Source organism: Nocardioides sp. IC4_145 (assembly GCF_011250565.1).
In the GTDB taxonomy this organism is placed as follows: domain Bacteria; phylum Actinomycetota; class Actinomycetes; order Propionibacteriales; family Nocardioidaceae; genus Nocardioides.
Window position 1 is genome coordinate 14,847 of sequence record NZ_JAANMS010000014.1, and the last position, 24,381, is coordinate 39,227.

Annotated in this window: 22 protein-coding genes and 1 pseudogene; 13 read left to right on the forward strand and 10 right to left on the reverse strand. The window is 73.4% G+C overall.

What is annotated here, in order from left to right; all coding sequences use genetic code 11:
- Positions 1-157 precede the first annotated feature (157 nt).
- Positions 158-328 (forward strand): annotated as a pseudogene (locus G6553_RS21695) (SDR family NAD(P)-dependent oxidoreductase); the annotation flags it as partial.
- A 63-nt stretch (positions 329-391) separates the two neighbouring features.
- Here the strand turns inward: G6553_RS21695 and G6553_RS08250 are convergent.
- Positions 392-1,279 (reverse strand): alpha/beta fold hydrolase, encoded by an 888-nt coding sequence (locus G6553_RS08250; protein ID WP_166190930.1) that lies wholly within the window; start codon positions 1,277-1,279, stop codon positions 392-394.
- 173 nt (positions 1,280-1,452) lie between these two features.
- Between G6553_RS08250 and G6553_RS08255 the strand changes: the two genes are divergently transcribed.
- Positions 1,453-2,640: an alcohol dehydrogenase catalytic domain-containing protein gene (locus tag G6553_RS08255; protein ID WP_166190932.1), complete on the forward strand. Its 1,188-nt coding sequence runs from the start codon at positions 1,453-1,455 to the stop codon at positions 2,638-2,640.
- An 80-nt stretch (positions 2,641-2,720) separates the two neighbouring features.
- Here G6553_RS08255 and G6553_RS08260 read toward each other — a convergent pair whose 3' ends face one another.
- On the reverse strand, positions 2,721-3,527 hold the full coding sequence (locus G6553_RS08260; RefSeq protein WP_166190934.1) for an alpha/beta fold hydrolase: 807 nt from the start codon (positions 3,525-3,527) through the stop codon (positions 2,721-2,723).
- A gap of 143 nt (positions 3,528-3,670) precedes the next feature.
- Here G6553_RS08260 and G6553_RS08265 point away from each other — a divergent pair, with 143 nt between their 5' ends.
- Positions 3,671-3,811, forward strand: coding sequence for a hypothetical protein (locus G6553_RS08265; RefSeq protein WP_166190936.1), 141 nt, complete (start codon positions 3,671-3,673; stop codon positions 3,809-3,811).
- 33 nt (positions 3,812-3,844) lie between these two features.
- Here G6553_RS08265 and G6553_RS08270 read toward each other — a convergent pair whose 3' ends face one another.
- Both G6553_RS08270 and G6553_RS08275 read right to left on the reverse strand, forming a co-directional pair.
- Entirely contained in the window at positions 3,845-5,524 is a 1,680-nt protein-coding gene (locus G6553_RS08270) for an alkaline phosphatase D family protein (protein WP_166190938.1), read from the reverse strand.
- Positions 5,521-6,552, reverse strand: coding sequence for a zinc-dependent alcohol dehydrogenase family protein (locus tag G6553_RS08275; protein WP_166190940.1), 1,032 nt, complete (start codon positions 6,550-6,552; stop codon positions 5,521-5,523). The genes G6553_RS08270 and G6553_RS08275 overlap by 4 nt, the downstream gene beginning before the upstream one ends.
- Before the next feature lie 100 nt (positions 6,553-6,652).
- Here G6553_RS08275 and G6553_RS08280 point away from each other — a divergent pair, with 100 nt between their 5' ends.
- The 4 genes from G6553_RS08280 (at position 6,653) to G6553_RS08295 (ending at position 11,022) form a co-directional block, all read left to right on the forward strand.
- The gene (locus tag G6553_RS08280) at positions 6,653-8,191 is read left to right on the forward strand and encodes a UDP-N-acetylglucosamine 1-carboxyvinyltransferase (RefSeq protein ID WP_166190943.1); all 1,539 of its coding nucleotides are present in this window, start codon (positions 6,653-6,655) and stop codon (positions 8,189-8,191) included.
- 37 nt (positions 8,192-8,228) lie between these two features.
- The gene (locus G6553_RS08285; RefSeq protein ID WP_166190945.1) at positions 8,229-9,041 is read left to right on the forward strand and encodes a glycerophosphodiester phosphodiesterase; all 813 of its coding nucleotides are present in this window, start codon (positions 8,229-8,231) and stop codon (positions 9,039-9,041) included.
- Positions 9,038-10,429 carry an MFS transporter gene (locus G6553_RS08290; RefSeq protein WP_166190947.1) on the forward strand — a complete coding sequence of 464 codons (1,392 nt, stop codon included), beginning with the start codon at positions 9,038-9,040 and terminating at the stop codon, positions 10,427-10,429. The genes G6553_RS08285 and G6553_RS08290 overlap by 4 nt, the downstream gene beginning before the upstream one ends.
- Before the next feature lie 209 nt (positions 10,430-10,638).
- On the forward strand, positions 10,639-11,022 hold the full coding sequence (locus G6553_RS08295; RefSeq protein WP_166190949.1) for an RNA polymerase-binding protein RbpA: 384 nt from the start codon (positions 10,639-10,641) through the stop codon (positions 11,020-11,022).
- Between the two features lie 3 nt (positions 11,023-11,025).
- Here G6553_RS08295 and G6553_RS08300 read toward each other — a convergent pair whose 3' ends face one another.
- The 5 genes from G6553_RS08300 to G6553_RS08320 all read right to left on the reverse strand — a co-directional run bounded on the left by G6553_RS08300 (position 11,026) and on the right by G6553_RS08320 (position 16,630).
- Positions 11,026-11,550 carry an FxsA family protein gene (locus G6553_RS08300; protein ID WP_347565592.1) on the reverse strand — a complete coding sequence of 175 codons (525 nt, stop codon included), beginning with the start codon at positions 11,548-11,550 and terminating at the stop codon, positions 11,026-11,028.
- Positions 11,547-12,302 carry a polyprenol monophosphomannose synthase gene (locus G6553_RS08305; RefSeq protein WP_347565593.1) on the reverse strand — a complete coding sequence of 252 codons (756 nt, stop codon included), beginning with the start codon at positions 12,300-12,302 and terminating at the stop codon, positions 11,547-11,549. The genes G6553_RS08300 and G6553_RS08305 overlap by 4 nt, the downstream gene beginning before the upstream one ends.
- Positions 12,299-13,864: an apolipoprotein N-acyltransferase gene (lnt, locus tag G6553_RS08310; protein WP_166190951.1), complete on the reverse strand. Its 1,566-nt coding sequence runs from the start codon at positions 13,862-13,864 to the stop codon at positions 12,299-12,301. Before lnt ends, G6553_RS08305 begins: the two co-directional genes overlap by 4 nt.
- Positions 13,865-14,283: 419 nt before the next feature.
- Positions 14,284-16,023: a long-chain-fatty-acid--CoA ligase gene (locus tag G6553_RS08315; protein ID WP_347565594.1), complete on the reverse strand. Its 1,740-nt coding sequence runs from the start codon at positions 16,021-16,023 to the stop codon at positions 14,284-14,286.
- A gap of 1 nt (position 16,024) precedes the next feature.
- On the reverse strand, positions 16,025-16,630 hold the full coding sequence (locus G6553_RS08320; RefSeq protein ID WP_166190955.1) for a TetR/AcrR family transcriptional regulator: 606 nt from the start codon (positions 16,628-16,630) through the stop codon (positions 16,025-16,027).
- A 128-nt stretch (positions 16,631-16,758) separates the two neighbouring features.
- Between G6553_RS08320 and G6553_RS08325 the strand changes: the two genes are divergently transcribed.
- The 5 genes from G6553_RS08325 to G6553_RS08345 are packed head-to-tail and all read left to right on the forward strand — an operon-like array spanning position 16,759 to position 22,648.
- Entirely contained in the window at positions 16,759-17,505 is a 747-nt protein-coding gene (locus G6553_RS08325; protein WP_166190957.1) for an enoyl-CoA hydratase/isomerase family protein, read from the forward strand.
- Complete coding sequence (locus G6553_RS08330; protein ID WP_347565595.1) at positions 17,498-18,961, forward strand: AMP-binding protein; 1,464 nt, start codon at positions 17,498-17,500, stop codon at positions 18,959-18,961. Before G6553_RS08325 ends, G6553_RS08330 begins: the two co-directional genes overlap by 8 nt.
- Positions 18,958-20,577: an amidohydrolase gene (locus tag G6553_RS08335; RefSeq protein WP_207619512.1), complete on the forward strand. Its 1,620-nt coding sequence runs from the start codon at positions 18,958-18,960 to the stop codon at positions 20,575-20,577. Before G6553_RS08330 ends, G6553_RS08335 begins: the two co-directional genes overlap by 4 nt.
- On the forward strand, positions 20,574-21,182 hold the full coding sequence (locus G6553_RS08340; RefSeq protein ID WP_166190959.1) for a GNAT family N-acetyltransferase: 609 nt from the start codon (positions 20,574-20,576) through the stop codon (positions 21,180-21,182). The genes G6553_RS08335 and G6553_RS08340 overlap by 4 nt, the downstream gene beginning before the upstream one ends.
- A gap of 59 nt (positions 21,183-21,241) precedes the next feature.
- Positions 21,242-22,648 (forward strand): lysine 2,3-aminomutase, encoded by a 1,407-nt coding sequence (locus G6553_RS08345; protein WP_166190961.1) that lies wholly within the window; start codon positions 21,242-21,244, stop codon positions 22,646-22,648.
- A gap of 209 nt (positions 22,649-22,857) precedes the next feature.
- Here G6553_RS08345 and G6553_RS21705 read toward each other — a convergent pair whose 3' ends face one another.
- Positions 22,858-23,331: an Lrp/AsnC family transcriptional regulator gene (locus tag G6553_RS21705; RefSeq protein WP_166190963.1), complete on the reverse strand. Its 474-nt coding sequence runs from the start codon at positions 23,329-23,331 to the stop codon at positions 22,858-22,860.
- Between the two features lie 118 nt (positions 23,332-23,449).
- On the opposite strand from G6553_RS21705, the gene G6553_RS08355 reads away from it, so the two are divergent.
- Positions 23,450-24,352 carry a 5'-3' exonuclease gene (locus tag G6553_RS08355; protein WP_166191056.1) on the forward strand — a complete coding sequence of 301 codons (903 nt, stop codon included), beginning with the start codon at positions 23,450-23,452 and terminating at the stop codon, positions 24,350-24,352.
- The last annotated feature ends 29 nt before the right edge of the window (positions 24,353-24,381 follow it).

Sequence of the window (24,381 nt, forward strand, 5' to 3'; positions counted from 1 at the left end):
TGCGTCCCGGGGTCGTGTGCTCGAGGACGCGCCGACACGCGGCCCGGGGCACACGACCGCCGGTCGAGGCCGGGACGGGTGGAGTAACACGTTCTAGTTCGCAGGTCGGACGAGCACATGGGGGGCGGATGCGTCAGCTAAGCGGCAAGTCGCGGTCGTCACGGGCGCGGGGAGCGGCATCGGGCGGGTGACCGCCGAGCGGCTCGCCGGGCGCGGCTGCCACTTGGCGCTGGTCGACGTGAACCGGGCGGGTCTCGAGGAGACCGCCGCGGCGGTCCGGGCGGTGGGCGTGGGCGCGTCGAACCACGTCGCCGACGTCTCTGACGCCGACCGGGTGGCAGGGCCGACGAGAAGCTCGACGACGTCACGCCGGGCCGGAGCGCTGGGCGCGTCAGGCGAGGCCGCCGAGACGACGCAGGTCCGCGAGGACCCGGTCGAGCTGCGTGACGAGGGAGAGGTGGCCCTCGTCCTCGAACAGGTGCGCCTCGGCGGTCGGCACGTGCTCGGCGAGCCAGGCGCCGTGCTCGTAGGGGACCATCGCGTCCTGCCGGCCCTGCCAGACCGCGACCGGGACGCGGATGTCGGCCAGGGCGAAGCCCCACGGGGCGACCGCGGCGAGCCCGTCGTCGCGCATGCCGACCACGCCCTGCGCGCCGGCGTTGCGGAAGGTGCGGCTCATCCAGTCGGCGAACGACGCGTCGAGCGCTGCCTCGTCGACGGCCGTCACGAGCCCGCCCATGCTTGCGACGACGTCGTCGGGGGACGCCTGCAGCAGATCGAGGGCGCCGGCCTCGAGGAAGGCACCGTAGACCTCGGGACCCTGCTCGGCGGCGTGGTACTCCTCGTGGTTCTCCTCCGCCATGCCGGCGAACCAGTCCAGGCCCGCAGCGTCGTAGGGCGCCACGCCGGCGATCGTCGCCGCCGCCAGGCACCGGTCGGGCAGGAGTGCCGCGCAGGCGAGCGCCCGCGGCCCGCCGCCGGACCAGCCGGCGGTGAGGAACTCGTCGACCTCCAGGTGGTCCAGGACGGCGACCGACTCGACCACGTCGTCGACGTACGTCCCGGGCGCGGGGCGCGGCGTGGACGCGCCGTACCCGGGACGTGAGTACGTCACCGACCGCAGCCCGGCGTCCCGGACGGCGTCGTCGAACCGCGGCCACTCGGCGACCGCCGACGGCGAGCCGCCGTGGAACAACAGCCACGGACCGGCGTCGGCGCCGCCGACCAGCACCTCGATGGTCCGGCCGTCGGGTCCCGGCAGATGCAGGCGCTCGCTCATGCGCCGATCCTGCCAGGGGAGCCAGGAGCCGGCCCTCCACGAACATAACCCGACATAATGTCAGTTATCGGCGGTGTCGAGGCGGGGTGGTCCGTGTCCCGGAGGTGCTGCTGGGCACCGGGTGGACGGAGCAACCGCTCTCAGCAGTCCCGAGCACCGAAGGATGGTCGTCCATGAAGGCAGTCACGTGGCAGGGCAAGCACGACATGCAGGTCACCGAGGTCCCGGACCCGCGCATCGAGGAGCCCACCGACGTGATCATCAAGGTCACCTCGACCGGTCTGTGCGGCTCGGACCTGCACCTCTACGAGACGCTGGCGGCGTTCATGGAGCCCGGCGACATCGTGGGCCACGAGCCGATGGGCATCGTCGAGGAGATCGGCTCGGCGGTCACCGAGCTGGCCGTCGGCGACCGCGTCGTCGTGCCGTTCAACGTCTCGTGCGGCTCGTGCTGGATGTGCGACCGGCACCTCTACAGCCAGTGCGAGACCACGCAGAACCCCGAGCACGGCACCGGCGCGAGCTTCTTCGGCTACTCCAAGCTCTACGGCCAGGTGCCGGGAGGCCAGGCGGAGTACATGCGGGTGCCGTTCGGCAACTTCCTGCCGGTCAAGGTGCCGCACGAGCACGCCGACGACCGGTTCCTCTTCCTGTCCGACGTCCTGCCGACCGCCTGGCAGGGCCTGGAGTACGCCGACGTCCCCGACGGCGGCACGCTGCTCGTCATGGGCGCCGGTCCCATCGGCGACATGGCCGCGCGGATGGGTGTCCGGGCCGGCCACCGCGTCATCAGCGTCGACCGGGTCCCCGAGCGGCTCGCCCGCGTCGAGGCGTTCGGCGCCGAGCCGCTGGACTTCGACGAGGCGGCCGAGGCCGGCGGGGTCGCGTCGATCGTCCGCGAGCTGACCGGGGGCCGCGGTGCGGACTCGGTCATCGACGCGGTCGGCATGGAGGCCCACGGGTCGCCGAGCGCCCAGGGCGTCCAGAAGCTCGTGGGGCTGATGCCCGACGCGATCGCCGAGCCGATGCTCAAGAACGCCGGCCTGGACCGGCTGGCCGCCCTCCACACCGCCATCGAGTCCGTCCGCCGCGGCGGCACGGTCTCGATCTCCGGCGTCTACGGCGGCGCGGTCGACCCGATGCCGATGTTCCAGCTCTTCGACAAGCAGGTCCAGCTGCGGATGGGCCAGGCCAACGTGCGCGCCCACACCGACGAGCTGCTCGCGATGCTGGTCGAGGACGACCCGTTCGGCGTCGACGCCTTCGCCACCCACCACCTCCCCCTCGCCGAGGCCCCGCAGGCCTACGAGCACTTCCAGAAGAAGGAGGAGGGCATGGTCAAGGTGGTCTTCCAGCCCTGACCCACGGCCCTGACCCACGGCCCAGCCCCCCGGCGTGACTCCGGCGGGGCTGCTCCCCTGGCCGCCTGGGCCCGCTCGGCTCAGGCGGTCAGGAACACCCGCAGCGCGGAGATGAACGCCTCCGGCGCCTCGGAGTGCACCCAGTGGCCGGCGCCCTTGATCGTGACGAGCCGGGTGCGCGGGAAGAGCCGGCGCATCGTGACGTCGTGCTCGGGACGGACGTACGGCGAGCGCTCGCCCGCGAGCCACAGCACCGGACGGTCGAAGGTCGCGCCCAGCTCGGGGAACCCGCCGATGGTCGCCAGCTCGGCGCGCAGCAGCGACAGGTTGGCCTGCCAGCGGAAGTCCGAGCCGTGCGAGCGGAGGTTCTGCAGCAGGAACCCGCGGACCCGTTCGTCGGGGATGTCCTCGGCGAGGAGGCGGTCCGCGTCCGCACGGCGTACGACGGCGGCCAGGTCGAGCCGCGCGAGGCTGTCCAGCAGGTGCTCGAACTCCCCCGTGCCACCGCCCGACGCGGTGTCGACCGGCGAGATGTCGACGACGACCAGCCGGTCGACCAGGTCGGGGTGCCGCAGCGCCAGCACCATGGCGATCTTGCCGCCCATCGAGTGGCCCACCACGTTCACCGGGCCGTCGGCGGCGAAGCCTCCGTGCAGGTGCTCGGCCACCGCGTCGGCCACGTCGACGTAGTCGACCGAGTCGGTCCACCCCGAGCGGCCGTGGTTCGGCAGGTCGACGAGCAGCGAGTGCAGGTCCGGCACGAGCGCCTTGGCGGCCTGCGTGAAGTTCTTGCCCTGCCCGAAGAGCCCGTGCAGGAAGACCGTCCGCTCGCCGTCGGGACCGCCGACCTCGGTGTCGTGGATCGTGCGGTCCTGCTCCGTGGTCACGCCCGCAGCCTAGGTGGCCCGGCTGCGGTCGAGCCCGACCGGTCGGCCCGTGTGACCCATCTGGGTCATCTCCGGTGTGTTGCACCGCACACCGGTCCCCCACGGCCTACCGTCGCAGGGACGACTTTTTGGGGGTCATCACCATGTGGGACACCGTCCAGACCAACGCCCGACCGATCTCGCACGACCTGCCGTGCGGGCACTGCGGGCACGCCGCGCACACCTACCTCGCCTGCTCCGACACCTGCGACTGCCAGCCGGCCCGGGACCTCGTCCGCAGCTGACCGAGCAACCCCGTCCGAGCCCGCCGACCCCGCTCAGCGGCGCAACGGCACGTCCACCGCGGCGACCTCCTCGAGCACCGGCCGCTCGGCCTCGCCGTGGTCGACCCCGCGCGACCACGCCAGGTGCAGCGCCTGGTCGCGCAGCTCGAGGACGGCCAGGTTGTTGTCGTACCAGGGCCCGCGCGGCAGCCGCCACCGCAGCGGGCTGCGGGGCACGCGCCCGCCGAGCAGGCGCCCGGTCGGCCGCGCCGCGCCGTAGGCCGCCAGCGCGGTCGCCAGCTGCATGACCCGCGGCAGCGGGTTGCGGATCGGCGAGCACACCGCCTGCACGATGCTGCTGTGCGCGGTGCGACCGCTCGCGGGGTCCGGCTCGGCCAGCGCGACGTAGCTGTGGTGCACGTCGCCGGAGAGGAACGTGACCGTGCCGGGCGGTCTTCCCCGCTCCCCCGCGGCCACCTCGACGACCATCCGGCCGACCTTCTGGAAGCCGTCCTGGAAGGCCGCCCAGTGCTCGAGGTCCGCAGCCTGGCGCGCCCACTCCCCGAACGGCTTGAGGAGCCGACCGAGCCGGCCCTGGGCCAGGGCCTCGCCGAACGCCTCGGCGTGGTGCAGCGCCGGGGCGAGCAGGAACGGCAACGAGGTGCCGACCAGCAGGTGGTCGACGTCGCCGCGCATCCGCTCGTCGAGCCACGCCATCTCGGCGTCGTCGAGCATGCAGCGCCGGTCGGGGGTGAGCACCCGCGCGGCGCGGGAGTCCACGACCACGAGCCGTGCCTGGGTGTCGAAGTCGCGGCAGAAGCTCCAGCGGTAGCTGTCGGGCTCCCGGTCCGCCCGGTCGGCCAGCGCGTCGACCTCGGCGGTGACGTCGAGCTCGTCCGCGCCGTCGTGGGACCGGATCCGCTGCCACAGCGCGTCCTCGGCGCGCTCGGCCGGGCTCAGGTTGCCCAGGTGCTGGTGGACCCAGTACGACGCCAGGCCGCCGACGACGCGGTCGTGCCACCAGTCGGTGGCCTCCATCTGGGCCCGCCAGTCGGCGCTGGTGTTCCAGTCGTCGCGGATGTCGTGGTCGTCGAAGATCATCGCGCTGGGCAGCGTCGAGAGCAGCCAGCGGTTGGCGGGTTCGCCCCACGCGAGCCGGTAGAGGTGGGCGTACTCCTCGTAGTCCTTCAGCTCGTGCCAGGGCGCCTGCTCCGGGTCGCGCCGCTGGTCGATGAACGCCTTCATCTCCTCGCTGGTGTCGTCGGCGTAGACCTGGTCGCCGAGGAACAGCACCAGGTCCGGCCACTCGTCGTCGGCCACGCCGGCGCTGGTGTCGCCGGCCAGGTGCAGGGCGTAGGCGCGCAGGGCGTCGACGCCGTGCTGCTCGTTGCCCGCCCGGTCGTGGGAGACGCTCACCCGGCACGAGCCGAAGAGCATCCGCAGCGGCCGGCCCGCCTCGAGGGTCCCGATCACCGGCGCCGGGTAGGGGCTGTCCGCCGGTGGCCACACCTGCGTGCCGTCCAGCTCCACGACGTACGCCGTGCGGGTGCCGGGTGCGAGGCCGGTGACCTCGACGAGCGCGTAGTGGTGGCCGTGGACGGCGAAGGTGCGCGCCTGCCCCGTCGCGTCGCCCGCCCGGACCGTGACCAGGGCGGCGCGCTCGGTCTCCACCCAGAGCGTCGCGCTGGTCTCGTCGACGAACCGCAGCAGGGGTCCGAGCCGGAGGTCGCTCACGGTTGCAGCAGCACCTTGATCGCGCGGCGCTCGTCCATCGCCCGGTAGCCCTCGGCCACCTCGTCGAGCGGCAGGGTCAGGTCGAAGACACGCCCCGGGTCGATGGTGCCGGCGAGCACGAGGTCGAGCAGGTCGGGCAGGTAGCGGCGGACGGGCGCCATGCCGCCGGCGAGGCCGACGTTCTTGGAGAACATCCGTCCCACCGGCAGCTCGACGCCGTGCGGGACGCCGACGAACCCGACGGTCGAGCCGGGCCGGGCGACCGCGAACGCGGTGCCCACCGCTTGGCCGGTGCCGACGCACTCGAGCACCGCGTCAGCGCCGATGCCACCGGTGATCTCCTTGATCGCGGCCGCGCCCTCCTTGCCGCGCTCGGCGACGACGTGCGTCGCGCCGAAGTCGCGGGCGATGCGCTGGCGCGGCTCGTGGCGGGACATGACCACGACCTTCTCGGCGCCCATGGTCGACGCGGCCAGCACGCCGCAGAGCCCGACGGCGCCGTCGCCGACGACGACCACGGTGTCACCGGCCTTCACCCCGGCCGCCACGGCGGCGTGCCACCCGGTCGGCATCACGTCGGAGAGCGCCATGAGCGACGGCACGAGGGCCGGGTCCGGCACGCCGCCGTCCCCGACCCCGTCGACGCGCACGAGGCTGCCGTCGGCGTGGACGACCCGGGCGTACTCCCCCTGGCCGCTGGTGGTCATCCCGAGGTTGACGCACGCGGAGTGCACGCCGGCCAGGCAGTGGACGCAGGTGCCGTCGCAGTGGTCGAAGGGCACGACGACGAAGTCCCCGACGCGGATGTCGCGGACCTCGCTCCCGACCTCCTCGACGACGCCGATGCACTCGTGGCCGATCGTGGCGCCCTCGGTGATCGGGTTCTCCCCGCGGTAGGGCCACAGGTCCGACCCACAGATGCAGGACGAGGTGACGCGCACGATCGCGTCGGTCGGCTCGAGGAGGGTGGGGTCGGGGACCTCGGAGAGGCGGATGTCACCGGGGCCGTGGATCGTCGTCGCGCGCATGCCGCTCATCCTGCACCTCCCCCGGTCAGCGAGCGACGCCGTCGACACGCCGCTGCCGACGAGATCGTCGTTATCTCACATGTGAGTTACCGTGGACGGCATGACGCAGACGCAGACCCTGGACTACAAGGGCCGGATCGGGAACCTCATCCGCGACGCCCGCAAGCACCGGGGACTCACCCAGCACCAGCTGGCCGACCTGCTCTCGACCAGCCAGAGCGCGATCAACCGGATCGAGAAGGGCCAGCAGAACCTCTCGCTGGAGATGATCGCCCGCATCGGCGCGGCCCTCGACTCCGAGATCGTCGCCCTCGGCGCCGGTCCGACGCACCTGCGCGTCACCGGCCCGACCACCCTGTCGGGCCGCATCGACGTGAAGACGTCGAAGAACGCCGGCGTCGCGCTGCTGTGCGCCTCGCTGCTCAACCGCGGCCGCACCACGCTGCGCAAGGTCGCCCGGATCGAGGAGGTCAACCGCCTGCTCGAGGTGCTCGGCAGCCTCGGCGTGCAGACGACCTGGCTCAACGAGGACAACGACCTGGAGATCGTCCCGCCGCGCGAGCTCGAGCTCGGCGCGGTCGACGAGGTCGCCGCCCGGCGTACCCGCTCGATCATCATGTTCCTCGGTCCGCTGCTGCACCGGGCCGAGACCTTCGAGCTGCCGTACGCCGGCGGGTGCGACCTCGGCACGCGCACCGTGGAGCCGCACATGGCCGCGCTGCGCCCCTTCGGCCTCGAGGTGAAGGCGACCGACGGGTCGTACCACGCGCAGGTCAACCGGGCGATCGAGCCGGGCCGCCCGATCGTGCTGACCGAGCGCGGCGACACCGTGACCGAGAACGCGCTGATGGCCGCCGCGCTGCACCCCGGCACGACCGTCATCCGCAACGCCTCGTCCAACTACATGGTCCAGGACCTCTGCTTCTACCTGCAGAAGCTCGGCGTCCGCGTCGACGGCATCGGCACCACCACGCTGACCGTCACCGGCGTCAGCGAGATCGACGTCGACGTCGACTACGCCCCCAGCGAGGACCCGATCGAGGCGATGTCGCTGCTGGCGGCTGCCATCGTCACCCAGTCGGAGATCACCATCGAGCGGGTCCCGATCGAGTTCCTCGAGATCGAGCTGGCGCTGCTGGAGGAGATGGGCTTCTCCTACGACCGCTCCGAGGAGTACGTCGCTCTCAACGGCCAGACCCGCCTGGTCGACATCACCACCCACCCCTCGGTGCTGCACGCCCCGCTGGACAAGATCCACCCGATGCCGTTCCCCGGCCTCAACATCGACAACCTGCCGTTCTTCGCGGTGATCGCCGCGGTCGCGACCGGCCAGACGCTGCTGCACGACTGGGTCTACGAGAACCGCGCGATCTACCTCACCGACCTCAACAAGCTCGGCGGCCGGGTCAAGCTGCTCGACCCGCACCGGGTGATGATCGAGGGCCCGACGTCGTTCTCCGGCGCCGAGCTCATGTGCCCCCCGGCGCTGCGCCCGGCCGTCGTCATCCTGCTGGCGATGCTCGCCTCCAAGGGCACCTCGGTGCTGCGCAGCACCTACGTCATCCACCGCGGCTACGAGGACCTCGCCGAGCGGCTCAACCTCCTCGGCGCCAACATCGAGTCCTTCCGCGACATCTGACCGACGGACGGTCACCGGGGGCAGCCATACTGCTCCGGTGACCGCACCTCGGACCGGGTTCGCCTTCCTCGACGAGGTGCTGGCGACGCCGGGGGCGGTGCTGGCCTTCGCGCACCGCGGCGGGGCGTACCACCCGGAGATCGAGGGGCTCGAGAACACCCGGGCCGCGTTCGCCCACGCGGTCGGGCTCGGCTACGACTACCTCGAGACCGACGTGCACGTGACCGCCGACGGCGTGCTGCTCGCGTTCCACGACGCGGTGCTCGACCGGGTGACCGACGCCCGCGGGGCGATCGAGCACACGACGTACGCCGAGGTGCGCCGCGCGATGGTCGGCGGTCGCGAGGAGGTCCCCACCCTGGCGTCGCTGCTCGACGCGTTCCCGGACGCGCGCTTCAACATCGACCTGAAGTCCGACGGCGCGGTGGACGCGCTGGCCGCGTTCGTCGCGGAGCACGACGCCCACGACCGGGTGCTCGTCGGGTCGTTCGTGCAGCGGCGCACCGACCGGTTCCGGGAGCTGACCGGCGGACGCGTGCCGACCGCCGCGACCCCGGCGGAGATCCTGGCGTTCCGGCTGCTGCCCAGCGGCCGCCTGGCCGACCGGCTGACCCGTCGCCGGGTCGCGGCGCTGCAGGTGCCGCACCGGCGTGGCTGGTTGCGGGTGGCGACGCCCGGCCTGGTCCGGCGCGCGCACGCAGCCGGGAAGCACGTCCACGTGTGGACCATCGACGACCCCGAGGAGATGGCGGTCCTGCTGGACCGCGGGGTCGACGGGCTGATGACCGACCGCACCGACCTGCTCAAGGACGTCCTCGTCCGGCGAGGACAGTGGAGGGAACGCGCATGACCCAGACCCCGAGCAACCAGACCCCGAGCGACCAGACCCCCGGCCCCGCGCCGATCGCCGACCTGAAGCCGCTGAACCGGGTCCGCGAGCAACGCGCCTGGTACTGGTACGACTGGGCCAACAGCGCGTTCGCCACGACGGTCGCCGGCGTGCTGTTCGGGCCGTACCTGATCGCGGTCGCCGAGGAGGACGCGGTCGGCGACCGGGTCTCGCTGCTCGGCCTCAGCCTGGCGCCGGGGTCGCTGCCGGCGTACGTGATCACCGCCTCGACCCTCATCGCCGCCGTCCTGCTGCCGCTCCTCGGGGCGGTGGCCGACCGGACGGCCCGCAAGAAGGACCTGCTGGCGGGCTTCGCGTGGGCCGGCGCCGCGGCGGGGGCCTTGCTCTTCTTCGTCACCGAGGACAACTGGCAGCTCGGTGTGGCGGCGTTCCTGGTCGCCAACGTCTGCTTCGGCGCGGCGGCGGTCTTCAACGACGCGATCCTCGTGCAGATCTCCGACGAGCACGAGCGCGACCGGGTCTCCTCCCGCGGCTGGGCGTTCGGGTACGCCGGCGGGGGTCTGCTGCTGGCCGTCAACTTCGTCGTGGTCAGCGCGCACGACACCTTCGGCCTCTCCGAGGGGATGGCGGTGCGGCTGAGCATGCTGTCGGCCGTCGTCTGGTGGGCGGGGTTCACGATCATCCCCTGGCGGCGGCTGCGCAACCACCCGCCGACGGACGTCGAGCACGTCGAGGGCGGGGTGGTGCAGCGCAGCTTCGGCCAGCTGTGGGTGACGCTGCGCGAGCTGCGCAACTACCCGGTCGCGCTGACGTTCCTGCTGGCCTACCTGTTCTTCAACGACGGCATCCAGACCGTGATCGGGCAGGCCGCGGTGTACGGCGAGAAGGAGCTCGGCTTCGAGACCGGCACGGTCCTCGGCACCTACCTGCTCGTGCAGCTCGTCGCGATCGGCGGGGCGCTGTCCTTCGGCCGGGCCGCCGGGCGGTACGGCGCGAAGAAGGTGATCCTCGTCGGGCTGGTCATCTGGTGCCTGATCGTCACCGCGGCGCTGTTCATCCCCGACGGCGCGCTGGTGCCGTTCCTGCTCCTGGGCGCCGCGATCGGCGTGGTCCTCGGCGGCACGCAGGCGCTCGCCCGGTCGTACTTCTCGCTGTTCGTCCCGCGCGGCAAGGAGGCGGAGTACTTCAGCTTCTACCACGCGATGGAGCGCGGCACCTCCTGGCTCGGCGCGCTCGTCTTCGGCCTCGTCTACCAGTTCACCGACTCCTACCGGCCGGCGATCTTCGCGCTGATCCTCTTCTTCGTCGTCGGTGGCCTGCTGCTGCTCCGCGTCGACACCGCCAAGGGCATCCGTGACGCCGGCAACGAGATGCCCGCCGTGGTCTGACGCGCGGCGTGTGGGCGGACCGGCGACAGCTTCATCGGCCAGCCGATGAACCTCGCTCCCGCCGCCGCCGTGTGGAGCCCTCCGGTGCGGGGCACCGGAGTGACGGACGCCGCTCGATTGTCGGAATCTTGGGCGGCTCAGTACCGTTGAACACTTCGAGTGTCAACGGCCGTACCAGGCATCGAGCATCAGATTTTGGGAGGCGTCTCATGGCAGAGCGCACACTGCGGGGAGCCCGGCTCGGGGGCCAGAGCTTCGAGGACGAGCGTGGCATCGAGTTCGCCGCCCGCCAGCAGGTCGGCTACAGGTGCAAGCAGGGCCACGAGTTCGAGATCACGATGTCGGTCGAGGCCGACATCCCAGCGGTCTGGGAGTGCCCGCGCTGCGGCGCCGAGGCGCTGAGCACCGCCGGCATCCTCCCCGAGGAGAAGGCCGAGAAGCCGGCCCGCACGCACTGGGACATGCTCCTCGAGCGTCGCTCGGAGAAGGAGCTCGAGGACATCCTCAAGGAGCGGCTCGAGCTGCTCCGCGGGGGCGAGATCGGCCCCGCCCACCTGCACCGCGCGAACGCGAAGAAGCGCAAGGCCGGCTGAGCCCTACGGCTCGTCGGCCACGTTGCCCCGGACCACGTCAGGTCCGGGGCGTTCGTCGTTCCCGGGCCCGGGACGCCGCGTTCCCGGCGTCCCGAAGCCCGGCATGCCGGGGCCGAGGACGACGAGCCGTCGGGTGACCGCCGAGGTGAGCAGGCCGCGGAACAGCGGGCGGGTCACCGGCAGGATCAGCAGGACGCCGAGGGCGTCGGTGACGAAGCCCGGCGTCAGCAGCAGCGTGCCGCCGATGAGGACCAGCGCGCCGTCGGCGATCTCGCGGGCGGGCAGCCGCCCGGAGGCCAGGGTCGTGCTCAGCGCGGTCCAGGCGCGGGCGCCCTCCCGGCGCACCAGCCAGGCGCCGACGGCGCTGTTGAGGACCAGCAGCAGGATCGTCCACCACGCGCCGATGACCTGGCCGACCTGCACCAGGGCGAAGATCTCGACCAGCGGCATCACGACGAAGGCGACCAGCAGGACCCATGTCCAGCGCCGGCGCCGCGGCGTACGCCTCGATGCACCGAGACCGCTCACGACATCCACCTCCGCCACGCCCGGCCGGCCTGGGCTCGTCGCTCCGCGAGCCCCCACTGCGTGATCCGCTTGAGCGACTCGGTGGCGACCGCGCCGCTCATCTTGGAGTCCCCGCGCTCGCGCTCGACGAACTCGATGGGCACCTCCACGACGCGCAGGCCGGCGGCGAGCGTGCGGGCGACGAGGTCGGTCTGGAAGACGTAGCCGGTCGACCGCACGTCGGACAGGTCGATCTTCTCCAGGGTCTCGCGACGGAACACGCGGTAGCCCGCGGTCGCGTCGCGCACCGAGACGCCGAGCAGCAGCCGGACGTAGAGGTTGCCGCCGCGCGACAGCGCCTCCCGGCGCCGTGGCCAGTTGACCACCGACCCGCCGCGGACCCACCGCGACCCGATGACCAGGTCGGCGTCGGCCAGCGCGTCGAGCAGCAGGTGGAGCTGCTCGGGCTGGTGGGAGCCGTCGGCGTCCATCTCGCCGATGACGTCGTAGCCGTGCTCGAGCGACCAGGCGAAGCCGTGGAGGTACGCCGCGCCGAGGCCGCCCTTGGCGGTGCGGTGCAGCACGTGCACGTGGGCGTCCTCGGCCGCGATCCGGTCGGCGATCTCGCCGGTCCCGTCGGGCGAGGAGTCGTCCACGACGAGCACGTCGACCTCCGGCTCGGCGGTGCGCAGCCGCCCGATGATCCAGGCGATGTTCTCGGCCTCGTCGTAGGTCGGCACGACCATCACGACCCGGCCCCGTGGCTCGCTCACCGCACGCTCTCCTGCTCCTCGCTCCCCCGGGCCGCCGGACCAACGGCCGGCTCGGGCGTCTCCCGGCGCCGACGATACGTGAGCACGGACCACAGCAGCCCGACGCCCGTGAGCACGGCGGCGAGCCGGCCGACCCACGGCCCGACGAGGACGCCCGGCGTGGTGCCCGACCACAGCCCGACCTCCGCGAGGAGCACCTCCTGCGTGCGCGGCGCCGCGCTGGTGACGACCTCGCCGTCGGGCGTGATGATCCCCGAGACGCCGTTCGTCGCGGCGACCACGACGGTGCGGCCGGTCTCGATCGCCCGCAGCCGGGTGATCGCGAACTGCTGGTCGATCTGGTCGGTCTCGATGAACGTCGCGTTGCTGGTCTGCACGGCCAGCAGCTCGGCGCCGTTGCGCACCTGCGCGTGGATGCCGTCGTCGTAGGCGACGTCGAAGCAGATCGCGTCGCCGACGGCGGTGCCGGCGATCGTCAGCGGCGTCTCGCGGGTGCCGCTCATCATGTCGCGCGGGATCATCGCGAGCCGGCCGAACTGCCCGGTGAAGAACTCGCGGAACGGGATGTACTCGCCGTAGGGCACCGGGTGCCACTTGGTGTACCGCTCCCCCGGCCCCGTCACCGGGTCCCACACGATGCCCTGGTTGAGCACGTTGGTCTCGCCGGCGTCGACGATCGCGCCCACCAGGACCGGTACGCCGACCGCCTCGACCGCGCGTCGGATGCCGGCGTTCGTCGCGGCGTCGGCGAAGGGGTCGACGGCGGTCGAGTTCTCCGGCCAGACCACGAAGTCCGGGCGGGGCGACCGTCCCGCGGCCACCTCGTCGGCGAGCGCGACGGTCGCGTCGACGTGGTTGTCGGTCACGCCGCGGTAGTCGTAGAGGATGTCGTTGCCCGGACCCGGCACGTCGCCCTGGACGGCCGCGACGGTCACGTCGCCGTCGTCGCCCGGCTCGAAGGGCACCAGCGCCGGCAGCACCGTCACCACCGCGACCGCGGCGAGCACGGCACCGGCCACGAGGCTCCCCCGTCCTGGGGCGCCACCACGCGCCCGCACCATCGCGAGCACGAGCGCCGCGAGGAGGCAGCCGAGGAGCGCCAGCAGCGCGCTGAGGCCGACCATGCCGACGTACGCCAGAGCCGGCGCGACGGGGGTGTCGGCGGCGGCGAACGCGAGCCGCCCCCAGGGCATGCCGCTGAACGGCCAGCCGCTGCGCCAGAGCTCCATCGTGGTCCACGCCGCCGCGAGCCAGAGCGGCCAGGCGGGCAGGCGGTGGAGGTACGCGGCCGCGGCGCCGAGCAGGCCGTAGAACACGGACTCGACCCCGGCCAGCGCCAGCCACGCGTCGGTGCCGACGGCGGTCATCCAGTGGATGTGCGGGAAGTAGAACGCCACGCCGAAGACCAGTCCCACCAGGAACCCGGACCGGGCGCGCAGGCCGCGCGTGGCGAGGGCGAAGCCCGCGACGGCGACGGGCACGACGTACGCCACGGCGACGGGCTCGAAGGCGAGCGCCAGGAGGAGGCCGGCCACGAGGGCGGCGAGGCACCGCTTCAGCACGAGGACGACCGTATCCGGCCGCCCCTGGGGCACCGGAGCGCCCCCGAACCCCTTCGGGCCATCCCGGCCGCTGCTGGGTGCCGGCGCCGGGAAGTTGTCTAGGGGGGTCGGGGGCTGCTCCGCGTCCGTCCTCGTGGGGCGGACCGACCTCCGCGAACAGGGCTGGAGCGGCGTTGGGCACCACACCCCCCGGCCCGGTCACTCGGACGTCGGTCCGCGGCCACGATCTGCCTGGGCGGACGGGACACCTTCACCGGCGGCGGCGGCCACTGTCAACGCGCGGCTGACCTGCGGCGACGCGCAAAGCAGCAGGTCAGGGCGGTGCCCGGACCGCCCATCCGGGTGAGAATTTCTCCCGGTGCGCGGCGTGTCGCGCCCGCGACCCGCCGATGACCGGTCCAGACGACCCGACCCGCTGGCTAGACCGCGGGTCCAGCCGCCTCGCGCTCCTGCACGAGGGTGAGCACCTCGCGGCGCAGCACCTTGCCCATCGGGTTGGTGGGCAGCTCGTCGAGGACGACGTAGCGCCGCGGCACCTTGTACGCCGTAAGCGCGGCGCGGGCGTGCTCGTCCAGGGCCGCGGGTCCGGGGGTGCGACCGGGCGCGGCCACGACCGCGGCGACGACCTGCTCGCTGCCCGATCCGTCGGGCACGCCGACAACGGCGGCGTCCGCCACGTCGGGGTGGGTGCGCAGCGCGGCCTCGACCTCGCTGGGGTAGACGTTGAAGCCCCCGGTGATGATCAGCTCCTTGACCCGGTCGACGACGGTGAGGAAGCCGTCCTCGCTCATGGTCACGACGTCACCGGTGCGGAACCAGCCGTCGTGGAAGGCGGCCCCGGTCTCCTCCGGGCGGCCGCGGTAGCCGTCGAAGACCTGCGGGCCGCGAACGAGCAGCTCGCCGGGCTCGCCCAGCGCCACGTCGCGGTCCAGGTCGTCACGGTCGGCGACGCGGACCTCGGTGTCGGGGAACGGCACGCCGATCGCGCCCGGTCGGCGCCCGGTCGACATCGGGTTGCCGACGATGACCGGCGAGGTCTCGGTCAGCCCGTAGCCCTCGACCAGCAGCCCGCCGGTCGTCGCCTCCCAGCGCTCGACCAGCTCGGCCGGCAGCGGCATCGCGCCCGACAGTCCGTACCGGATGCCCTGCAGCGAGACGCCCCGCCGCTGCGCCTCCTCGGCGATCCTCCGGTAGAGCGGCGGCACGGCCGGGACGAAGGTCGGGACGCGGCGGCCGACGGCGTCGAGCACCAGGTCGACGTCGGGCTTGGGCAGCAGCACCAGCCGGGCGCCCAGCATCACGCCGAGCAGGACCGACACGGTGACGCCGTAGGCGTGGAACAGCGGCAGCGCCACGAGGAACGTCTCCTCGCCCTCGCGCAGGCCGGAGACCCACGCGCGGCCCTGCGCGCAGTTCGCGACCAGGTTGCGGTGGCGCAGCTCGGCGCCCTTCGGGGTACCCGTGGTCCCGGAGGTGTAGAGCACCAGGGCGACGTCGTCCGCCGTGGGACGCGGGTGGTCGCGAGCGACCGGCGGCGCGGCGACCAGCTCGGCCCACGGCACGGCGCCCGGCGCGGGGGCGGTCAGCTCGGCGCGGGCGCGTCGGGCCTTCGCGATCGGCAGCCGCAGGGCTACCCGCTTGGCCAGCGGCAGCGCGGCGGTCAGGTCGACCGCGACGACGTGCTCGAGCGCGGACCCCTCCCGCAGCGCGTCGACCACCGGCACGACCTTGTCCCAGACGACGGCCACGCGGGCGCCGTGGTCGGCGAACGGCGCGCGCAGCTCCTCGCTCGTGTAGAGCGGGTTGTGCTCGACCACGACTGCGCCGAGGCGCACGACGGCGTGGAAGGCGACGACGTGCTGCGGGCAGTTCGGCATCAGCAGCGCGACCGGGTCGCCCGGACCGACCCCCAGCCGGCGCAGGCCCTCCGCAGCCCGCTCGACCTGGTCGGCCAGCTCGGCGTACGTCGTCGTCCGGCCCAGGAAGTCCAGCGCCACGCGGTCCGCGTGCCGCTCGACGGCCCGCTCGAGCTGGTCGACCAGCGAGTGGTCCGGGTAGTCCAGGTGGAGCGGCACCCCGGGTGCGTACGAGCCTGCCCACGGCGGTGCGTCGGTACTCAACGAAGGTCCTCCTGGAGGTCGGGTGCCGGACCTGACCACGCTACGCCGGGGCGTCGCTCCTACTGCCCGCAGGTGCCGGCGGTACGCCGAGCAGCTGGCGGGCGAGCGCGGCGTAGGTGTCGGCCAGCTCGGCCAGCGGCATCGGGCCGGCGGCGTCGTACCACCGGGCGACGCCGCTGCACATCTCCAGCAGCGCCCGCCGGGCGACCGCGGGCGAGCCGACCGTGAACGCGCCGGCGGCCGTGCCGGCGTCGATCGCGTCCTGCCAGACGCGCTCGTAGCGGTCGCGCAGCGCCACGACCTCGGCCCGCGCCTCCCCCGTCAGCGCGGACAGCTCGCCGTCGACGACCCGGGTCTCCCGGGGCTGCTCGGCGTGGCTGACCACGTGCGCGCGGACCAGCGCCTCGACACGGGCCGTCGGGTCCGCGTGCTCGGCGGCGGCCGCCTCGGCCTCGGTCACCAGGCGGCCGAGGCACTCGCGCATGATCGCGGCGAGCAGATCGGTCTTGGTCCCCATGTAGTGGTAGAGCGAGGCCGAGGAGAGCCCGGCGCGCTCGGCGAGCTGGCGGATGCCGACGCCATGGAAGCCGCGCTCGGCGAAGAGGTCGAGCGCCGCCTCGCGCACCCGGTCGGCCGCTCCCGCCACGCCGCTTCCTCCCACCTGCTTGTGCCGGCCACCGGTCGCGGCCTACCGTCAGGATGCCCGATCGATCGATCGATCGGAAGTGCCGGCGCGGTGCCGGTGCTGATGGCGAGAGGTGAGGGAGGCGGACGGTGGTCGTCCACTACGAGCGCGACGGGGCGGTCGCCCGGATCGTCCTGGACCGGCCGGACCGGCTCAACGCCGTCACCGCCGAGCTGACCGACGGGCTGGTCGCCGCGCTGCGGCGCGCGCTCGTCGAGGAGGTGCGCGCGGTGGTGCTCAGCGGCCGCGGCCGGGCGTTCTGCGCCGGCCACGACCTCAAGGAGGAGCCGCCGGTCGAGACCGTGCTCCAGACCCGCGGCCGGCTCGAGGCGATCCAGGACGTCACGCGGCTGGTGCGGGAGCTGCCCGCGCCGGTGGTGGCGGCGGTGCACGGCTACGCGCTCGGAGCGGGCTGCGAGTTCGCGCTCGCCTGCGACGTGGTGGTCGCGACCGAGGACGCCGCGTTCGGCTTCCCCGAGGTCAGCGTCGGGCTGTCGGTGACCGGCGGGATCTCGCGGCTGCTCCCCCACCTCGTCGGCTGGGCCCGCGCCAAGGAGCTGCTGCTGCTCGGCGAGCGGGTGTCGGGCGCCGAGGCCGCTCGGATCGGCATGGTCGCCCGGGCGGTTCCTGCCGGCGAGCACGAGACGGCCGCGCTCGACCTGGCCCACCGGCTGGCCGACCGGCCGCCGCTGGCGGTCAGCCTGGCCAAGCAGGTCCTCGACCAGGGGCTCGACGCGACCTTCGGCGAGGCGCTGGCCCGCGAGGTCGACCACGCCGTCCTCACGTCGCTGTCGGGCGAGGGCGAGGCGCCGCGCACGGAGTTCGTCCGTGGCTGAGCGGGTTCCCGGGCAGCTGCCCACCGACCTGGTCGCGGCGGTCGAGCACGCGGCCGCTGCCTGGCCGGACCGGCCGGCGTGGACGTTCGAGGCCGCCGACGGGAGCACCACCGTGCTGACCTTCGCCGAGGTGGCGGACCGGACGGCGGCGTACGCCGCGGGGTTGCGGGCGCTGGGCGTCGCTCCGGGCGACCACGTCGCGGTGATGGTCGGCAACGAGCCCGGCTTCCCGCTGACCTGGCTGGCGCTGGCGCGGCTGGGCGCGGCGATCGTGCCGCTGAACGTCCGCTACCGCTCCGCCGACGCCCAGCACCTCGTCGACGACGCCGGCGTGCGGCTGGCCGTCACGACGGCCGAGCACCGGGCCGTCCTCGACGGGCTCGCCCGGCCGCCGCGCGTGGTGCTGCTCGACGAGCTCGCCGCGGGGCACGAGTCGCCGGCGGCGTACGAGCAGGGGCCGGTGGACCGCGAGGCGGTGGTGAACGTGCAGTACACCTCCGGCACGACCGGCAGGCCGAAGGGCTGCCTGCTCACCCACGAGTACTGGACGACGCTCGGCGGCTCCATGCTGAGCGAGTTCCCGCACCTGACGCGCGACGACGTCATGCTCACCGCGCAGCCGTTCCACTACGTCGACCCGCAGTGGAACGTCGTGGCCGCGCTGCTCTCGGGTGCGCACCTGGTCGTGCTCGACGGCTTCCATCCCTCGACGTTCTGGGAGCGGGTGCGCGCGCACGGCGTGACGTACTTCTACTGCCTGGCCTCGATGCCGGTGCTGCTGCACAAGATGCCGCCGGACCCGGCCGACCGCGACCACCGGGTGCGCGCGGTGCAGTGCTCGGCGATCCCGCCCTCGCTGCACGCCCGGCTCGAGGAGCGGTGGGGCGTGGGGTGGTACGAGGCCTTCGGCATGACCGAGACCGGCGCCGACATCCGCGTGACCGCCGAGGACCACGACGCGCTGGTGGGCACCGGCAGCCTCGGGCGCCCCGCCGGGCACCGGGAGGCGCGGGTCGTCGACGGCGAGCTGTGGCTGCGCGGGCCGGGGATGATGACCGGCTACCTGGGCCACCCGAGCCCGTTCCGTCACGGCTGGTTCCCCACCGGTGACCTGGCGCGGATCGACGAGGACGGTCGGGTCTTCCTCCAGGGCCGGCTCAAGGACATGATCCGGCGCAGTGGCGAGAACGTCGCCGCGCACGAGGTCGAGGAGGTGCTGATGAGCCATCCCGAGGTGCGGCTCGCGGCCGTCGTCGGCGTGCCCGACGAGGTGCGCGGCGAGGAGGTCATGGCGTACGTCGTCGCGCCGGGACTCCCCGAGGCGGACGTGCCGGCGGTGCTCGGCTCGTGGTGCTCCGAGCGGCTCGCGGCGTTCAAGGTCCCGTCGCGGTGGGCCGTGCGCGACGAGCTGCCGCTGACCGCCTCGCACCGGGTCGCGAAGGCGCAGCTCGCGTGAGCGGCACGCTGCAGGCCGACCTGCTGCTGACCAACGCCCGGGTGCGTACGCTCGGCGGGCCGGACCACTCCGTGACGGCCTCGTCGGTGGCGGTGCTCGGCGGCCGCGTCGTGGCGCTCGAGGGCGTGCCGGCCCGACGGGTGGTCGACCTCGACGGCGCGGTCGTGGTGCCGGGCTTCCACGACGCGCACAACCACATGGCCTGGCACGGGCTGGCGCTCGCCGAGGTGGACCTGCGCGTGCCGTCGCTCGACCACCTCTACGAGGCCGTCGCCGCCCGGGCAGCGACGCTCGGCCCCGACGAGTGGGTCGTCGGGTCGGGCTACGACGAGAACAAGATCGGCGCGCACCCCGACCGGGACGCGCTCGACCGGGCAGCGGGTGGCCGGCGGGTCTGGCTCAAGCACACCTCCGGCCACATGTGCGTGGTCTCCTCCGCGGTCCTGGCCGACCTGGGCCTGGCCGACGCGCCCGTCGACGTGCCGGGCGGGCTGGTCGTGGTGGGCGAGGGGGGCCGTCCGACCGGGCTCCTGCAGGAGCAGGCGCAGTCGCTGCTCTCCCGGCTGGTCCTCCCCTACCCCGTCGCCACCCTCGTCGACGCGATCGAGCGGGCCGGGCGCGCCTACCTCGCCGAGGGCATCACCAGCGTCGTCGAGGCCGGCGTCGGCGGCGGCTGGATCGGCAAGAGCCCGGTGGAGGTCGCGGCCTACCAGGCCGCCCGCGACGCCGACCGGCTGCCGGTCCGCGTGGAGCTGATGGTCGCCGCGGACGTGCTGCACCCCGTGCCGGCCCACGAGGCGGACGGGATGCCGCTCGGGCTCGACCTCGGCATCAGGACCGGCCTCGGCGACGACCGGCTGCGGCTCGGCCCGGTCAAGGTCTTCTCGGACGGGTCGCTGATCGGGCACACCTGCGCGCTGACCGAGGACTTCGCGGACACACCCGGTTCGCGCGGCTACCTGCAGGGCGACGCCGACGCGCTGCGCACCCGCATCCTCGACGCGCACCGGTCCGGGTGGCGGGTGGCCGCCCACGCGATCGGCGACGCCGCGATCGACCTCGTCCTCGACGCGTACGCCGAGGCGCAGCGCCGCTGGCCGCGCCCGGACGTGCGCCACCGGGTCGAGCACTTCGGAGTGGCCCGGCCCGACCAGGTCGCGCGGGCCGCCGCGCTCGGCGTCGTGCCCGTGCCGCAGGGGCGGTTCGTCGGTGAGATCGGCGACGGGATGCTGCGGGCGCTCGGGCCGGAGCGGGCCGGCTGGGCCTACCGCGGCCGGTCGCTGCTGGACGCGGGGATCGTGGTCCCCGGCAGCTCGGACCGGCCGGTGGTCGACGGCCGCCCGCTGCTGGGCATCCACGACCTGGTCAACCGCACCACCGAAGGCGGGCGGCCGCTGGGCCGCGAGGAGGCGATGACGGGGCTGGAGGCGCTGACGGCGTACACGCTCGGGTCGGCGTACGCCTCGCACCAGGAGCACGAGCGCGGGCAGGTGCTGCCCGGGCGGTTGGCGGACCTGGCGGTGCTCTCCGACGACCCGGCGACCGTGGACCCGTCGCGGATCCGCGACATCGAGGTGCTGCGCACGGTGCTCGGCGGTCGGCTGGTGCACGGATGAGCGCGCCGGGAGGTCGGCTGGTCGAGGCCGGCTCGCTGCCGGCCGGCGAGCTCGCCGCGGTCCGGGCGATCTACGAGGGTGCCTTCCCGGACGAGCTGCAGGCGCCGTTCGAGGACCTCCTGGTCGACCGGCTGCTGGTGCACGTCGACGCGGACGGCCCGGCCGGTCTCGCGCTCGTGCGAGACCTCGGCCCGACGTCGTGGACATTCCTGCGCTACTACGCCGTCGGCCGACGCGGCCGCGGCACCGGCTCGGCGATGTGGGCCGACCTGGCCGCGCTGCTCGCGGAGGAGGGACGCACCCGTCTGGTCTGGGACGTCGAGGACCCCGACGAGCCCGGCCTCTCCCCCGCACTCGTCGAGGAGCACCGCCGGCGCATCGTCTTCTACGAGCGGCTCGGCGGCCGGCTGCTGCCCGTGCGCGACTACGAGCCGCCGCACGACGACGGGCACGCGCCCCGGCTGCTCCTCATGGACGTGCCGCTGGGGTCGGGCGACGAGGCGCCGCTGCGGGACGTGGTCGAGGCGGTGTTCCGGTGGCGGTACGGGCGGACCGCGTCGGACCCGGTCGTCCGCCGGACGTTGGAGGCCAGCGGTCTGGCGTGAGCCGAAGATCCTGCGGCGTGGTCGTGGATATGACGCAGATCATCCGTTAGCGTGGTCGCATGAGCATCGAGACGTCGATCGGCCTGGAGACCGGGCAGCCCTACCCCTACCGGCGGGTCGAGCTGGTCGAGCCCGACTGGACCCGCTTCCCGGGCTGGCGCGACGTGACGCGCGCCGAGTGGGAGTCGGTCCAGTGGCAGCGCGCCCACTGCGTCAAGAACGTCAAGCAGCTGCGCGACCTCATGGGCGACCTGCTCGACGAGCGCTTCTACGCCGACCTCGAGCGCGACCAGCGCGAGCGCGCGACCATGTCGATGCTCGTGCCGCCGCAGATGCTCAACACGATGGTCCCCCACGCCGTGCCCGCAGGTCCCGGCTCCTTCACGGACGCGTTCTACGGCGACCCGCTGCGCCACTACATGGTCCCGGTCTTCTCCGACCGCCGCACCGACTGGCCCTCGCACCCCTACGCGAGCCGCGACTCGCTGCACGAGCACGACATGTGGGTCGCCGAGGGGCTCACCCACCGCTACCCGACCAAGGTGCTCGCCGAGCTGCTGCCGACCTGCCCGCAGTACTGCGGCCACTGCACCCGGATGGACCTCGTCGGCAACTCCACCCCGGTTGTCGACAAGCTGAAGTTCCTGGCCAAGCCGAACGACCGGCTCGAGGCGATGCTGGACTACCTGCGCCGCACGCCCGCCGTGCGGGACGTCGTGGTCTCCGGTGGCGACGTCGCGAACATGCCGTGGCCGCGGCTCGAGGCGTTCGTGACCGCCCTGCTCGAGGTCGAGAACATCCGCGACATCCGGCTCGCGACCAAGGCGCTGGTCGGGCTGCCGCAGCACTGGCTGCAGGACGACGTGCGTGCCGGCATGGAGCGCGTCGCCGGACTGGCCCGCGCGCGCGGGGTCTCGCTGGCGACCCACACCCACGCCAACCACGCACACTCGGTCACCCCGCTGGTCGCCGACGCGGCGCGGGCGATGCTCGAGGCCGGCGTGCGCGACGTGCGCAACCAGGGCGTCCTGCTCGACGGTGTCAACGCCGACCCGCACGCGCTGCTCGACCTGTGCTTCGCGCTCCTCGACGGTGCCGGCGTGATGCCCTACTACTTCTACATGTGCGACATGATCCCCGCCGCTGAGCACTGGCGGGTCTCGCTCGCCGACGCCCAGCGGTTGCAGACCGCGATCATGGGCTACCTGCCCGGCTTCGCGACCCCGCGGATCGTCTGCGACGTCCCGTTCGTCGGCAAGCGGTGGGTGCACCAGGTGACGTCGTACGACACCGAGCGCGGCGTGTCGGGCTGGACCAAGAACTACCGCACCTCGATCGAGGCCACCGACCCCGAGGCCCTCACCCGCACCTACGAGTACTACGACCCGATCCACACCCTCCCCGAGTCCGGCCAGGACTGGTGGCGTCGCCGCGCCGGCCTCGACGCTCAGCTCGCCCTCACCTGACCGCTCCGGCTGGTCGAGGAAGGCGCGCGAGCGTCCACCGGCCGGTTGAGGAATGCGCGCTAGCGCCTGTCTCGAAACCCGCCGGTGTCTGCGGCGCCGTCGTCGAACGGGCAGAACGTGGATCGCAGTGACGTCTCCGCAGGCGGGCCTGTCCGAACGCGCAGTTCTGCCCGTCCGTCGACGGACCTGGGTGACTGCGCCGCGCTCGGTCAGCCGGCGTCGGGCTCGGCGGCGCTGACGGGCCGGTTCTCGTAGAAGGTGTTGAGGACGATGGTGGTCCGGGTGTTGACGTTCGCGGCGGCACGGATCCGGGCGAGCAGGCCCTCGAGCGCGGACGGCGTCTCGGTGCGGACCTTGAGGATGTAGGACTCCTCCCCCGCGACCGACCAGCACGACTCGATCTCGGTGATCGTGCTGAGCCGCTCCGGGGAGTCGTCGGGCTGGGAGGGGTCGATCGGGCGGATCGAGATGAACGCGGTCAGCGGCAGGCCGACCTGCTCGTGGTCGATCGTCGCGCCGTAGCCCAGGATCAGCCCGCGCTGCTCGAGGCGCTTGACGCGCTGGTGCACCGCGGAGGTCGAGAGGCCGGTCGCCTTGCCGAGGTCGGTGAAGGACATCCGCCCGTCGGTCGCGAGCAGCTCGAGGATGTGTCGGTCGGTTGTCTCGACGTCACCGGTGCTCACGCCGGTCACCCTAGCCACCGGCTGGGGCGACCGGACGCGGACCTGCGGATCGGCCGACGTCGCCGTCCGCGATCGTTCTGACAGGATGCGGCGCGTGACCTCCGAGCCCGGCCGCCTGATGCTCCTCGACACCGCCTCGATGTACTTCCGGGCCTTCTTCGGCGTCCCGGAGATCAAGGCGCCCGACGGGACGCCGGTGAACGCCGTGCGCGGGCTGCTGGACTTCATCAGCCGGCTGGTCGACGAGTACCGCCCCACCGACCTGGTCTGCTGCTGGGACAACGACTGGCGGCCGCAGTGGCGGGTCGACCTGCTGCCGTCGTACAAGGCGCACCGCGTCGTCGAGGAGGTCGCCGGCTCGCCGGACGTCGAGGAGGTGCCCGACCCGCTCGAGGTGCAGGTGCCGATCATCCGCGACGTGCTGGACGCGTTCGGGATCCTCGTCGTGGGCGCCGACGGCTACGAGGCCGACGACGTCATCGGCACCCTCGCCACCGGTGCCGGCCAGCCGGTCGACGTGGTCACCGGCGACCGGGACCTGTTCCAGCTCGTCGACGACGAGCTGGACGTCCGCGTCCTCTACATCGCCCGCGGCGTGGGGCGGCACGAGCGCGTGACCAACGACTGGGTGCGGGAGAAGTACGGCATCGACGCCCGGCAGTACGCCGACTTCGCCACGCTCCGCGGGGACGCCTCCGACGGGCTGCCCGGCGTGGCCGGAGTGGGCGACAAGACCGCGGCCAGCCTGCTCGGCCGGCACGGCGACATGGCCGGCATCCGTGCGGCCGCGCTCGACCCGGAGTCGGGCATGGGGCCGGGCCCGCGGGCCAAGCTGAAGGCGGCCGCGGACTACCTCGAGGTCGCGCCCCGCGTCGTCGCCGTCGCTCGCGACATCGACCTCGACCGGTCGGGCACCGCGCTCCCCCGCACCCCGCGCGACCCCGAGCGGCTCGCGGCGCTGGCCGAGCAGTGGGCACTGACCAGCCCGGTCGAGCGGCTGACCGCCGTCCTCTCCGGCTGACGCGCGCGACACCTGGGGCCTCACCGACC